Origin of the sequence: Rhodococcus phenolicus (genome assembly GCF_001646785.1) — a bacterium.
Classification (GTDB): domain Bacteria; phylum Actinomycetota; class Actinomycetes; order Mycobacteriales; family Mycobacteriaceae; genus Rhodococcus; species Rhodococcus phenolicus.
In genome coordinates, this window is the sequence record NZ_LRRH01000091.1 from 43,120 (window position 1) to 55,243 (window position 12,124).

Here is a 12,124-nt window from a genome sequence, read left to right on the forward strand (position 1 = left end):
CGGCGGCGCCGCCGGCGAGCAGCATGGGACGTACCGGATCACCGATCGCCCCAGGAGGACCGAATGCCGAAGAGCCGCAGGTTGTTTGCCGTCACGACCCTGGGCGCACTGTCGTTCCTCGGGGTCGCCGGCACCGCCACCGCCGACCCACCGCACCGCAGCGACGACGGTCGTTGCGATGTCGCGATCGTCGACGACCACGGCAGCGTCATCCGCATCGACGAGAAGTCGCCGGGCTCTCGGCTCGACGGATTGCGGTGCGACGACGGCCTGTGGCTCTTCACCACCGACGGTGACGGCCACCGGCGCGGCGACATCGCCACGGGCACGCTGGTCCGGGAACGCTGAACACGCACGACGCCCCGCATCGCGAGTTGCGATGCGGGGCGTCGTGGGATCGATCTAGTTGGTGCCCAGCAGGTCGATGATGAACACCAGGGTCTTGCCGCCGAGCGGATGCCCGGATCCGGCGGGACCGTAGGCGAGCTCCGGCGGAACCGTGAGCTTGCGGCGGCCCCCGACCTTCATGCCCGGGATGCCTTCCTGCCACCCCGGGATCAGGCGCCCGAGCGGGAACTTCACGGACTCGCCGCGGGTGAACGACGAGTCGAACACGTCGTTCGTGTCGTATTCGACGCCGTGGTAGTGCACGTCCACGACCGCGCCGGGCTGCGCCTCTGCGCCGTCTCCGACGGTGATGTCCTCGACGACGAGCTCGGCCGGCGCCGGACCGGTGGCCGGTTCGACGACCGGGACCGCCGGCGGCACCTTCACGTCGAGCAGGTCGATGACGAAGACCAGCGTCTTGCCGGACAGCTGGTGACCCGACCCGGCCGGGCCGTACGCGAGCTCCGGCGGGATCGTCAGCTGACGACGACCACCCACCTTCATGCCCGGGATGCCCTCCTGCCACCCGGCGATCAGACCGGCCAGCGGGAACGTGATGGACTCACCGCGGTTCCACGACGAATCGAACTCCTCGCCGGTGTCGAACTCGACGCCGACGTAGTGCACCTCGACCTTCGCGCCGGGCGTGGCCTCGGCACCGTCGCCGACCACCAGGTCCTTGATGACGAGCTCGGTGGGTGCGGGACCCTCCTGGAACTCGATCTCGGGCTTGCTCATGCGTGTCCTCCTAGTCGAGGTTGCGTCGGGCGCGGGTCAGCGCGCGTCGATGGCGGCGTAGTCGCGCTCGGTGTACCCGGTGTAGATCTGGCGCGGGCGGCCGATCTTCAGGGTCGGATCCGAGTGCATCTCACGCCAGTGCGCGATCCAGCCGGGCAGGCGGCCGAGCGCGAACAGCACGGTGAACATGCGATCCGGGAAGCCCATCGCCCGGTAGATGAGACCGGTGTAGAAGTCGACGTTCGGGTACAGCTTGCGCTCGATGAAGTACTCGTCGGTGAGCGCGGCTTCCTCGAGCTTCATGGCGATCTCGAGCAGTTCGTCGCCGGCACCGAGCTTGGTGAGGATAGAGTCGGCGGTCTTCTTCACGATCGCGGCACGCGGGTCGTAGTTGCGGTAGACGCGGTGACCGAAGCCCATGAGCTTCACGCCGTCTTCCTTGTTCTTGACCTTGCGCACGAACTCGCCGACGTCGCCACCGGACCCCTTGATGGTGTCGAGCATCTCGAGCACGGCCTGGTTGGCGCCACCGTGCAGCGGGCCCCACAGTGCGTTGATGCCGCCGGAGATCGACGTGAACAGGTTGGCGTCGGACGAACCGACCAGGCGCACCGTCGACGTGGAACAGTTCTGCTCGTGGTCGGCGTGCAGGATCAGCAGCATGTCGAGCGCCTGAGCGATCTCGGGATCGATCTCGTACGGCTCGGCCGGGAAACCGAACGTCATGCGCAGGAAGTTCTCGACCAGCGACAGCGAGTTGTCCGGGTACAGGAACGGCTGGCCCACGGACTTCTTGTAGGCGTAGGCGGCGATCGTCGGGAGCTTCGCCATGAGGCGGATCGTCGAGAGCTCGACCTGCTCCGGATCGTCCGGGTCGAGAGCGTCCTGGTAGTACGCCGACAGGGCGTTGACGGCGCTCGAGACGACCGGCATCGGATGCGCGTTGCGCGGGAAGCCGTCGAAGAAGCGCTTGAGATCCTCGTGCAGCAGCGTGTGGCGGCGGATCTTGTCGGTGAAGACCTCGAGCTGCTCCGCGGTCGGGAGCTCACCGTAGATCAGCAGGTAGCTGACCTCGATGAACGTCGACCGTTCCGCGAGCTGCTCGATCGGGTACCCGCGGTAACGCAGGATGCCCTTCTCACCGTCGATGTATGTGATCGCGGAGGTGGTGGAGGCGGTGTTGACGAAACCGGGGTCAAGGGTGGTGTACCCGGTTGCAGCAAGGAGCTTGCCCAGCTCGATACCGTCATTGCCTTCCGTCGCCTTGGCGATCGACATCGTGTGCTCGCCACCGGGGTAGCTGAGGGTGGAGTTGGTGTCATTCTCAGCGGGCACGAAGGATCCCTCTCAAGCTCAGACCTACGAAAAAATTCCGAACATTCACGTAGAACCTAGCCGCTGGCCGGGGACGGTGCCCAGGGAGGGTCGGTCGAAAGTCCCGGAACGGCTACCCACGCGTAGCGGAGGCGAACCCTCGTCGGGCCGGGCGATCGGCGCGCACCTACGGACGTGCATGCCGCTCACCTGCGACAACACTCCACGCAAATCGATATCACGATACCGGATCGCCACCGGTGAGGCACCCCCGGCGTGTCCTTTCGGAACGTCGCCCGGCCCGGCCCGCCGCTCACACCAGCGCGCTGAGCCCCCACTGCCCGGTCCACGATTCACCGGCCTGCAACACGACGATGTCGATACCGAGATTGAACGCGTCCGGCGGGCACGTCGACGGTGCGAGCGCGAGGGCGCGTCCACGGCCCGGATAACCGGGATCCGGATCGGTGATCGACGCGTGCACCCACCCGAGACCCGGGCCGGTCCACAACCGCACCCCTCGACCGTCCGGGCCGAGCAGGTCGTGGCGTACCCGGCCGTCGACGTCCTCGTCGAGGGCGCTGAACGGGGTGTCGAGCGTGACCCCGCGCAACGACCGCGGCGTGGTGAAGTCGTAGTCGCTGTCGACGACGGGCTGCGAATACGCGTTCGGCAGGGACCGCTCCGGATCGACGGGCAGCCGGGTGCCGGCGGCGATCTGCAGGGTGCAGTCGTCGAGGTCGGAGGCACCGGCACGCAGGTACGGGTGCGCGCCCAGCCCGAACGGGGCGTGATAGCCGCCGATGTTGGTCGTGGTGTGGGTGACGGTCAGCCCGCCCGGCCCCAGTTCGTGGGTGACGGTGAGCCGCAACTGGTACGGCCAGCCCTTGTGCAACCCCACCTCGAGCGCCTGCACGACCTTGGTCTCGCTGTGCGACAACACTTCCCAGTTCATGGACCACGCGAATCCGTGCAGCGCCGCGCCGTGCTGCGGATCGGTCAGGGCGAGCTGGTGCTCGATGCCGTCGAAGAAGAAGTGACCGTCGCGGACCCTGCCGGGCCACGGGGCGAGGACAACACCTGAGTACAGCGGCGGACGCTCGCCGGCGGGCCAGCTCTCCGTCAGCCGGTAGGCACCGTCGGGCGCGTCGTGCTCGAGCAGCCGCAACGCACCGCCGGCATTGGACACCTCCGCCCGGTACCCGTCCCTCTGGATACCGAAATCCCTCGGATCGGACATGTCCACAGTTTCCACGGCTGTGCCGCTCCCCACCACCGAATCGGAGCTTCGCTCCGGTGTGCCGTTGTGGCGGCCCTGACCGCCACAAAGGCACACCGGCGGCTACGCCGCCGTCCGGAACCGCACGAACGCGGGGAACGCGAGCACACAGATCACCGTGCCGATCACGACGAGCACACCGCCGCCGGCCGCCGCGATCGCAGTGCCGACCGCCGCCGCGGCGATACCGTGCGCGACGTCGCCGATGCGGGGTCCACCGGCGACGACCACGATGAACACGCCCTGCAGCCGGCCGCGCATCTCGTCGGTCGCGACGGTCTGCAGCATCGTGGAGCGGAACGCGGCCGACACCATGTCGGCCGCACCACCGAATGCCAGGAACGCCAACGCAATCCACAACAGCAGGGCGCTGTCACCGGGTTCGGCGAAGGCCACGGTGACACCGAAACCGATCATCGCGACACCCCACAGGGCGATGCACACCATCACCGCCAGACCCTGTCGGCGCACCCTCGGCAGCCAGCCGGAGAACACGCCGCCGAGCACCGCGCCGACGGACATCGCGGCGAACAGCAGGCCGAGGGCGAATCCACCGGTCACGGGGTCACCGAACGACTCGTGCGCGATCTGCGGAAACAGGGCGCGGGCCATGCCGAAGACCATGGCGACGATGTCGACGACGAACGAGGCGAGCAGGATCTTCTGCGTCGACAGGTACCGGAATCCGTCGATCACCGCGCGCAGCCCGGCCTTGGTGGTCTCCCCGAGCGGCGGGATCGCCGGCAGCCGCACCACCGCCCACAGCGTCGCGAGCAGCGCGATCGTGTCGAGCAGATACATCGCGGCCAGCCCCAGCACCGGGATGAGGACCCCGGCGAGCAGCGGCCCGGCGATCGCCCCGAACTGCACGACCGTCATGTTCAGTGAGGTCGCCGCGGCGATCTTCCCCGCCGGGAGCAGCCGCGGAATGATCGCGGCCCGCGTCGGCTGATTGACCGCGAAGAACGCCTGTTGCAGCGCGAACAACCCGAGCAGCACCCACACGTTGTCCAGTCCCGCCGCGGCCTGCGCCCACAGCAGCAGCGACGTGACGCCCAGGCCGGTCGTGGTGATGGTGAGCAACCGGCGCCGGTCCATGACATCGGCCAGTGCCCCGCCCCACAGCCCGAACACGACGAGCGGGACGAGCCCGAACACACCGGTCAGGCCGACGTACGCGGAACTGCGGGTGATCTCGTAGATCTGCTGGGGCACCGCGACGACGCTCAGTTGCGCACCGATCGTGGTGACGACACCGGCCCACCACAGGCGCCGGTAGTCGGGGTTGCGGAGCGGGGTGGTGTCGGCGAGCAGCCGTCTCACGGTTGGAGCCGCACGGTGGACCACTGCCCGTCCACGAGCCGGGTGAGCACCCGGTTGTGGAGCCGGTTGGGGCGGCCCTGCCAGAACTCGACCGATTCGGGGCTGATCCGGAACCCACCCCAGAACGGCGGGACCGGGATGTCCTCGTCGAGACCGTAGCGATCGCCGGCCTCGACCATGGCCTGCTCGAGCGCGGCACGGGACTCGATCGGCCGCGACTGCTGCGACGCCCACGCGCCGAGGCGCGAGCCGCGCGGCCGGGTGTGCCAGTACTCGGCGGTCTCCTCCGCGGACACCCGGGTGACCGGTCCGCGCACGGTGACCTGCCGGTGCACGGGCAGCCACGCGAACGTCACCGACGCGTACGGCCGGGCTGCGAGCTGACGGCCCTTGTTCGACTCGTAGTTGGTGAAGAAGGTGACGCCGTCCGCGTCGATGTCCTTGCACAGCACGGTGCGGGTCACCGGACGTCCGTCCTCGTCGACGGTGCCGAGAACCATGGCGTTCGGTTCCGGTACCTCCGCGGCGACCGCCTCGGCGAGCCAGCGCCGCAGCAGCGGCAGCCAGCCTCCGGCGAGGTGTTCGGGTTCGAGGTCTGCGTCGGCGGACGCGGCCCCTCCGGGGCGGGCGTGCGCGTAGTCGACGCGCATCGCGGCGAGCTCGCCGGGCCTACGGGGTCGGTTCTGTGGATCGGACGACACGGGCGAAGACGCTACTCCGGAGACTCCGGGTTCGACCTCCAGCGGTGAGGTCTACAGTTTTGTTCGACGACATCGGGTGGGGCGACCATCACATTCCGGCGCCCCGCTTCACAGGCAGTGCGGCCCGGACCGGGCTGCACGCAGACAAGGAGAATCCACCGTCATGGCATCGCGCGCGGCAGTACCCGAGGATTTCGTCGCCGGCCTCGAAGGCGTCGTTGCCTTCACCAGTGACATCGCCGAACCGGACAAGGACGGCGGCGCGCTGCGCTACCGCGGTGTCGACATCGAGGACCTCGTCGATCGCGGCGTCACCTTCGGCGACGTGTGGGCGCTGCTGGTGGACGGAAAGTTCGGGCAGGGACTGCATCCGGCCGAGCCGTTCCCCCTCCCCATCCACACCGGCGACGTCCGCGTCGACGTGCAGGCCGGCCTGGCGATGCTCGCGCCGATCTGGGGCTTTCAGCCGCTGCTGGACGTCGACGACGACACCGCCCGCGACAACCTGGCGCGCGCCGCCGTGATGGCCCTGTCCTACGTGGCGCAGTCCGCGCGCGGCATCTACCAACCTGCGGTGCCGCAGAAGCGGATCGACGAGGCGAAGACCGTCACCGAGCGGTTCATGGTCCGCTGGAAGGGTGATCCGGATCCGGCGCACACCGCCGCGATCGACGCGTACTGGGTGTCGGCCGCCGAGCACGGTATGAACGCCTCGACGTTCACCGCTCGCGTCATCGCCTCCACCGGTGCCGACGCCGCGGCGGCCCTGTCCGGCGCGGTCGGCGCGATGTCCGGCCCGCTGCACGGCGGCGCGCCCGCGCGGGTGCTGCCGATGATCGAGGAGACCGAACGCACCGGTGACGCCCGCGCACTGGTCAAGGGCATCCTCGACCGCAAGGAGAAGCTCATGGGCTTCGGTCACCGCGTGTACCGCGCGGAGGATCCCCGGGCCCGGGTGCTGCGCAACACCGCCAAGCGGCTGAACGCGCCGCGTTACGAGGTCGCCGCCGCCCTGGAGCAGGCCGCGCTCACCGAGTTGCGTGAACGCCGTCCGGACCGGGCCATCGAGACGAACGTGGAGTTCTGGGCGGCGGTGATCCTGGACTTCGCCGAGGTCCCGGCCGCGATGATGCCCGCGATGTTCACGTGCGGACGGACCGCGGGCTGGTGCGCGCACATCCTGGAGCAGAAGCGCCTGGGCAAGCTGGTCCGGCCGGCCGCGATCTACACCGGCCCCGATCCGCGTTCCCCCGAGAGCGTCGACGGCTGGGACGCGATCGCGCACCGCTGAGCGCAGCGACCGCCCGTTTCCCGGGGCGCGGTCGGCAGGAGTGACATCGGGGCCCGGCACAAGCTGTGTCGGGCCCCGCCGTGTGAGCGGTCTAAACTACCTGTGCACATGTCCCTCGACGCTTAGGACACGCATTCCGATGGCTGACGCTTCACCGATCATTCCCGCCGACCTCAAGCCCGCAGACGGCCGCTTCGGCTGTGGCCCCTCCAAGGTTCGCCCCGAACAGCTGCAGTCGCTGGTCGACGTCGGCGCCTCGGTGTTCGGTACCAGCCACCGCCAGAAGCCGGTCAAGGACGTCGTCGCGCGGGTGCGCGGCGGTCTGCGCGACCTGTTCTCGCTGCCCGAGGGCTACGAGGTCGTCCTCGGCAACGGCGGGTCGACCGCGTTCTGGGACGCCGCGGCGTTCGGTCTGATCCGTGAGCGGTCGCAGCACTTCACCTACGGCGAGTTCTCGTCGAAGTTCGCGTCGGTGGCGAAGAAGAACCCGTTCATCGGCGACCCGGTCGTCGTGTCGGCGGAGCCGGGTTCGGCTCCGGAGATCGTCGCCGACGGTGACGTCGACCTCATCGGCTGGGCGCACAACGAGACCTCGACCGGTGTCGCGGTGCCGGTTTCTCGCCCGGCGGGTTCGGAGAAGGCCCTCATCGCTATCGACGCGACCTCGGGTGCCGGCGGCCTGCCGGTGAACATCGCCGATGTCGACGCCTACTACTTCGCTCCGCAGAAGTGCTTCGCCGCCGACGGTGGCCTCTGGGTCGCGCTGATGAGCCCGGCCGCGCTCGAGCGTGTCGCCGAGATCAAGGAGTCGGGCCGGTTCACGCCCGAGTTCCTGTCCCTGCCGATCGCGATCGACAACTCGGTCAAGGATCAGACGTACAACACCCCGGCGCTCGCGACGCTGCTGATGTTCGCCGATCAGATCGAGTGGATGAACAGCAACGGCGGTCTGGACTGGACGACCGCGCGCACCAAGGATTCGTCGTCGCGCCTGTACGAGTGGGCCGAGGCCTCGGAGTTCGCGACGCCGTTCGTCGCCGATCCGGCCGATCGGTCGCAGGTCGTCGGCACCATCGACTTCGTCGATTCGGTCGACGCCGCGGCGGTCGCGAAGATCCTGCGCGCCAACGGCATCGTCGACACCGAGCCGTACCGCAAGCTGGGCCGTAACCAGCTGCGTGTGGGTATGTTCCCGGCGATCGACCCCGAGGACGTCACCCAGCTCACCAAGAGCATCGACTGGGTCGTCGGCCAGCTCTGAGTTCACGTCACGGGGGAGGACCGGGCCCGGCGGGTCCGGTCCTCCCCCGTTTTCGGGCCCTCACACCAACTCTCGACCAATGGTCGAGACTTTCGGCGAACTCAGCACCATAGCGCGTCCCGAGCGAGGTTGCACGACAATCCGCACGGCGCGGCGCGGCGTGTCCCGGCCACCCCGGCCCCGCCGTTCCGTTACAGTCGGGCGGGTCAATCGCGAACCGGCGCGAGGAGGTCAAGGTGCGAGAGCTTCGAGTGGTCGGCCTCGAGCCCGACGGATCCCACGTCGTGCTCGCGGATCCCGCAACCGGCGACAAGTTCCGCATCCCGGTCGACGACACCCTGCGCGCCGCATCCCGCGGCGACCTCGCACGTCTCGGCCAGATTCAGATCGAGACCACCAGCCAGCTCCGCCCCCGCGAGATCCAGGCACGGATCCGCGGCGGCGCATCCGTCGAGCAGGTCGCCGAGGAAGCCGGCATCCCGATGGCGAAGGTCGAGCGTTTCGCCTACCCCGTACTGCTCGAGCGGTCCCGGGCGGCGGAGATGGCGCAGAACGGGCACCCCGTCCGCCCCGACGGTCCCGCGGTCGAAACGCTGCTCGAGGTCGTCTCGCAGGCCTTCCGCGCCCGCGGACACAACATCGACGTAGCCACGTGGGACGCATGGCGCGACGACGACGGTCACTGGGTTGCCCAGTTGCAGTGGCACGCAGGACGTTCCACGAACAGCGCGCACTGGCGGTACCAGCCCGACGCGCACGGCGGCACGATCGTGGCCCTCGACGACATCGCGAGCGAGCTCGTCGACCCGGACTGCGCACGCCCGCTGCGGTACCTGACGCCGGTGTACTCGGCCCGGGATGTCGACGACACCCTCGACACCGACACCGTGAGCGATCGAGTTCCGGCCGCGGCGGAGCCGATCATCCTGGATCGGGCCGAGCCGGACCGGGTCGAGCAGGCGGTCACCGCCGAGGCCGACACCCGATCATTCGATCAGCCCGTCGAGGACGCCGAGGAGGCGTACGACGACGATCCGCAGCCGAAGCTGGCACCGCAGCACACGCCGGGCAAGGACAAGCGCGGCAAGCCCGCCCTCCCGTCCTGGGACGACGTGCTCCTCGGCGTGCGCAGCAACGGACGCGCCTGAGGGACGGCCCCGGTGGCGGCGTCCGTCTCGACCCTCTGGTATGTCGACGCCCCCGAACCGGCGATGGTGCTGCGTTCCGGGCATCCGGACCGCGATTCCGCACATGCACTCGTCGGACGTCTCTACCCGAATCTGAATTCGGTTCCGATGCAACGCGTTCCGCTGGTGGAGGCCGCCGCGTGCGCCGAGCCGGACCGGGTGTACGTGGGTAGCTATCCGGGTGTCACGGTCGTGTGCAGTCCCGACCTGCCCCAGCGACAGCCGTCGGAAACCCCCGAAACCTGGACGCACACACTGGGTTCGGAACACACCTACCTGATCCGGTCGGATCCACCGCGGGCATGGGGCGCGTTCGCCCAGTGGCACCACGGGGAGCTGCGGCGGGCGTTCAGCGCGACGACCGTCGACATCTTCGAGGACCACGGTGTGCCGTTCGTGTGGGAGCGCCCGTTCTGGGCGGGTGACCATCCCGTGCGGTGGCCCGTCCATCTCCCCGCTCCACCGCAGGCCCTGCCGTTCCATCCCCGCCGGCTGGTCGAAACCGCCAACGACTCCTGGCTCGGATTCCGGTACATCGGCGCCGGCACCGGCGGGCTGGATCCGGCCGGCATCGAGGTGTGGCGGTTCGGGCTCTACCGCGACGGCGAGACACCGCCGGCCACACCGGATTCCGTGACACCCGGGGAACAACGACGTCGGTGGTGGCACCGGCTGCGGTGACACCGCGCCCCGGACGTCAGAGCAACGCCACCAGCAGCATCAGCCATCCGACCGGAACGCCTGCGGCGACACCGACGGCCACCCACCGCCACAGGGGAACCCGGCTCCACACCCACAGTGTCGGGGCGACGCCGGCCCCGGCGACGACGTTGACGCCGAGAGCGAGCGCGGGGCTGACGCGCGTCAGCACCGAACCGAACGCGACGACCGTCACGACGGTGGCGACGAGCGCGAACGCGGTGAGTGCCAGACCGGTTGCCCACGGTGTCGCGGAAGGAGCGGACGGACGGGTCATCGCGGGATCCGCACCCGTTCGTAGAACGCCATCGCGGCGGCGGTCGCAACGTTGAGCGAATCGGTGCCCGGCGCCATCGGGATTCGCGCCCGCACGTCGGTGGCACGCATCGCGTGCTCGGTCAGCCCCGGTCCTTCCGCGCCGAGCAGCAGGGCGACCTTCTCCCCCGTCATCGCCTCGGCCAGTGTGACGGCGTCCGGGTTCGGGGTGAGCGAGATCAGCTGGAAACCCCGGCCGCGCAGCTGATCGAGGTCGTACGGCCAGTTCGGCACGTGCGCGAACGGCACGCGCAGCACGTGTCCCATGGACACGCGCACGGCGCGGCGGTACAACGGATCGGCGCAACCCTTCCCGAAGAGCACCGCGTCGACGCCGAGCCCGGCGGCGTTGCGGAACATCGAGCCGATGTTCTCGTGGTCGTTGACGCCCTCGAGCACGGCGACGGTCATCGCCTTCTCGAGCACGTCGCCCAGATCGAGCGGTTCGGGCCGCGACGCGGTGGCCAGGACACCCCGGTTCAGATGGAACCCGACGACCTCCGCCATCACCTCGGCGGAGGCGCGGTAGAACGGCACGTCGACATCGCGCAGGTCGTCGGCCAATTCCCCGAGCCGGCGATCGACGCCGAGGAGATTGTCCGGCGTGAACCGCGAGTCGAGCATGCGCTGCACGACGAGCACGCCCTCGGCGACGACCAGTCCCTTGCCGTCCGGCAGGTCGGGGCGGCGATCCGACGAGTTGAGATCGCGGAAGTCGTCCAGCCGCGGATCGGCGGGATCGTCGATGTCGATGACGTGAACCACGACGACAATTCTGCCAGGACAGAATTTCGTCCGGACCCGGGTGTCGGACGAGCGTTCCGTGCGGCAACGGAAGAGTACGCGGCGCCGGCCCCGGACGGGGCCGCCCTCGCGACGGTTCTGCACCACGCGACGGCCACGGTCCCGCGCGCGGGCGGCTGCGATCGCCTCGGGGCCGTGCACACCGGGCACGTCGCGGCGACGTTCCTGCACCCGAGTTCGCCCACCGGTTCCCGGTCGTGATCGTGCCGACCGCCAGGACGGATGTCGCGTTCGGCCGGTACGCGCTGCGGCACTACCGGACCGTGCACGTCGAGGCGGGCGCGGTCCTGCAGAACCTCTACCTCACGGCGGAGACGACCGGTCTGGCCGGGTGCTCGCTCTCGACGACATCGGCATCGCCCTGGTCGCGTTCGTGCTCGGCGTCCGAACCGGCCAATGAGAGGTGACGCACGCCTTCACGGAGAGCGAGATCCCGCCGGGCGACTCGTCACTTGTCGTCGGTGACCAGCGCGGTGAGGATGACCACCGCATCGCGCAACGTGTCGAGACTGTTCTGATCGAGCTGTTTCAGGCGTTCGGTCAGCCATGCCTCCCGCGCCTGCGCCTCGTCGCGCAGCAGATCCCGTCCCGGCTCGGACAGGTCGACGATGATCTGCCTGCCGTCGGTCGGATGCGGTGTCCGCTCCACCAGACCGAGATCGTTGAGCGATGCGATGACGCGCGTCATCGACGGTGGCTGGACCTTCTCACGCGCTGCAAGTGCCCCGGGGGTCATCGCTTTCCGATCGCCTGACACAGCTCGACAGCACAGTCTGGACACGTTGCGCGAATCGGTGCGTCTCCCCCCGCACATGCCGCCGCAGG

Annotated in this window: 14 protein-coding genes and 1 pseudogene; 6 read left to right on the plus strand and 9 right to left on the minus strand. The window is 69.3% G+C overall.

All coding sequences use genetic code 11. The features are described from left to right. Nucleotides 1-63: 63 nt before the first annotated feature. Entirely contained in the window at nucleotides 64-348 is a 285-nt protein-coding gene (locus tag A8G15_RS23530; RefSeq protein ID WP_068165254.1) for a hypothetical protein, read from the plus strand. Nucleotides 349-402: 54 nt separating this feature from the next. On the opposite strand, the gene A8G15_RS31985 is transcribed toward A8G15_RS23530, so the two are convergent. From A8G15_RS31985 to pdxH, 6 genes and pseudogenes are all read right to left on the minus strand, one after another. Then, nucleotides 403-768, minus strand: coding sequence for an FKBP-type peptidyl-prolyl cis-trans isomerase (locus A8G15_RS31985; RefSeq protein WP_245687970.1), 366 nt, complete (start codon nucleotides 766-768; stop codon nucleotides 403-405). Nucleotides 769-777: 9 nt separating this feature from the next. Then, nucleotides 778-1,125 (minus strand): annotated as a pseudogene (locus A8G15_RS31990) (FKBP-type peptidyl-prolyl cis-trans isomerase); the annotation flags it as partial. A gap of 36 nt (nucleotides 1,126-1,161) precedes the next feature. Continuing rightward, nucleotides 1,162-2,460 (minus strand): citrate synthase, encoded by a 1,299-nt coding sequence (locus tag A8G15_RS23540; RefSeq protein ID WP_082900116.1) that lies wholly within the window; start codon nucleotides 2,458-2,460, stop codon nucleotides 1,162-1,164. Nucleotides 2,461-2,752: 292 nt separating this feature from the next. Then, complete coding sequence (locus tag A8G15_RS23545) at nucleotides 2,753-3,679, minus strand: aldose 1-epimerase family protein (protein ID WP_068165274.1); 927 nt, start codon at nucleotides 3,677-3,679, stop codon at nucleotides 2,753-2,755. A 102-nt stretch (nucleotides 3,680-3,781) separates the two neighbouring features. Continuing rightward, complete coding sequence (locus A8G15_RS23550) at nucleotides 3,782-5,041, minus strand: MFS transporter (RefSeq protein ID WP_068165256.1); 1,260 nt, start codon at nucleotides 5,039-5,041, stop codon at nucleotides 3,782-3,784. Continuing rightward, entirely contained in the window at nucleotides 5,038-5,691 is a 654-nt protein-coding gene (gene pdxH / locus A8G15_RS23555; RefSeq protein ID WP_068165257.1) for a pyridoxamine 5'-phosphate oxidase, read from the minus strand. Before pdxH ends, A8G15_RS23550 begins: the two co-directional genes overlap by 4 nt. Nucleotides 5,692-5,905: 214 nt before the next feature. Between pdxH and A8G15_RS23560 the strand changes: the two genes are divergently transcribed. From A8G15_RS23560 to A8G15_RS23575, 4 genes are all read left to right on the plus strand, one after another. Continuing rightward, nucleotides 5,906-7,033 carry a citrate synthase 2 gene (locus tag A8G15_RS23560; protein ID WP_068165258.1) on the plus strand — a complete coding sequence of 376 codons (1,128 nt, stop codon included), beginning with the start codon at nucleotides 5,906-5,908 and terminating at the stop codon, nucleotides 7,031-7,033. A 139-nt stretch (nucleotides 7,034-7,172) separates the two neighbouring features. Next, nucleotides 7,173-8,294: a phosphoserine transaminase gene (serC, locus tag A8G15_RS23565; protein WP_068165259.1), complete on the plus strand. Its 1,122-nt coding sequence runs from the start codon at nucleotides 7,173-7,175 to the stop codon at nucleotides 8,292-8,294. A gap of 236 nt (nucleotides 8,295-8,530) precedes the next feature. Further along, nucleotides 8,531-9,442 (plus strand): septation protein SepH, encoded by a 912-nt coding sequence (gene sepH, locus A8G15_RS23570; RefSeq protein WP_211270228.1) that lies wholly within the window; start codon nucleotides 8,531-8,533, stop codon nucleotides 9,440-9,442. A gap of 12 nt (nucleotides 9,443-9,454) precedes the next feature. After that, nucleotides 9,455-10,162, plus strand: a complete 708-nt coding sequence (locus A8G15_RS23575; protein WP_156665531.1) for a DUF6928 family protein — start codon at nucleotides 9,455-9,457, stop codon at nucleotides 10,160-10,162. 16 nt (nucleotides 10,163-10,178) lie between these two features. Here A8G15_RS23575 and A8G15_RS23580 read toward each other — a convergent pair whose 3' ends face one another. Beyond that, nucleotides 10,179-10,457 (minus strand): DUF2537 domain-containing protein, encoded by a 279-nt coding sequence (locus tag A8G15_RS23580; RefSeq protein WP_068165261.1) that lies wholly within the window; start codon nucleotides 10,455-10,457, stop codon nucleotides 10,179-10,181. After that, a complete protein-coding gene (locus A8G15_RS23585; protein WP_068165262.1) occupies nucleotides 10,454-11,260 on the minus strand; it encodes a TrmH family RNA methyltransferase in 807 nt (268 codons plus the stop codon). The genes A8G15_RS23580 and A8G15_RS23585 overlap by 4 nt, the downstream gene beginning before the upstream one ends. A gap of 155 nt (nucleotides 11,261-11,415) precedes the next feature. Here A8G15_RS23585 and A8G15_RS31500 point away from each other — a divergent pair, with 155 nt between their 5' ends. Further along, complete coding sequence (locus A8G15_RS31500) at nucleotides 11,416-11,706, plus strand: nitroreductase family protein (RefSeq protein WP_281180750.1); 291 nt, start codon at nucleotides 11,416-11,418, stop codon at nucleotides 11,704-11,706. 41 nt (nucleotides 11,707-11,747) lie between these two features. Here A8G15_RS31500 and A8G15_RS23600 read toward each other — a convergent pair. Continuing rightward, nucleotides 11,748-12,124 (minus strand): MarR family winged helix-turn-helix transcriptional regulator (locus tag A8G15_RS23600; RefSeq protein WP_169833932.1); only part of this gene is annotated, 377 nt, incomplete at its 5' end.

What these genes read in the sequence shown, in the direction of transcription:
- A8G15_RS23560 (WP_068165258.1), top strand. Translation starts at nt 5,906, where the DNA reads ATGGCATCGCGCGCGGCAGTACCCGAGGATTTCGTCGCCGGCCTCGAA.
- A8G15_RS23580 (WP_068165261.1), bottom strand. Translation starts at nt 10,457, where the DNA reads ATGACCCGTCCGTCCGCTCCTTCCGCGACACCGTGGGCAACCGGTCTG.
- pdxH (WP_068165257.1), bottom strand. Translation starts at nt 5,691, where the DNA reads ATGCGCGTCGACTACGCGCACGCCCGCCCCGGAGGGGCCGCGTCCGCC.
- A8G15_RS23545 (WP_068165274.1), bottom strand. Translation starts at nt 3,679, where the DNA reads ATGTCCGATCCGAGGGATTTCGGTATCCAGAGGGACGGGTACCGGGCG.
- serC (WP_068165259.1), top strand. Translation starts at nt 7,173, where the DNA reads ATGGCTGACGCTTCACCGATCATTCCCGCCGACCTCAAGCCCGCAGAC.
- A8G15_RS23530 (WP_068165254.1), top strand. Translation starts at nt 64, where the DNA reads ATGCCGAAGAGCCGCAGGTTGTTTGCCGTCACGACCCTGGGCGCACTG.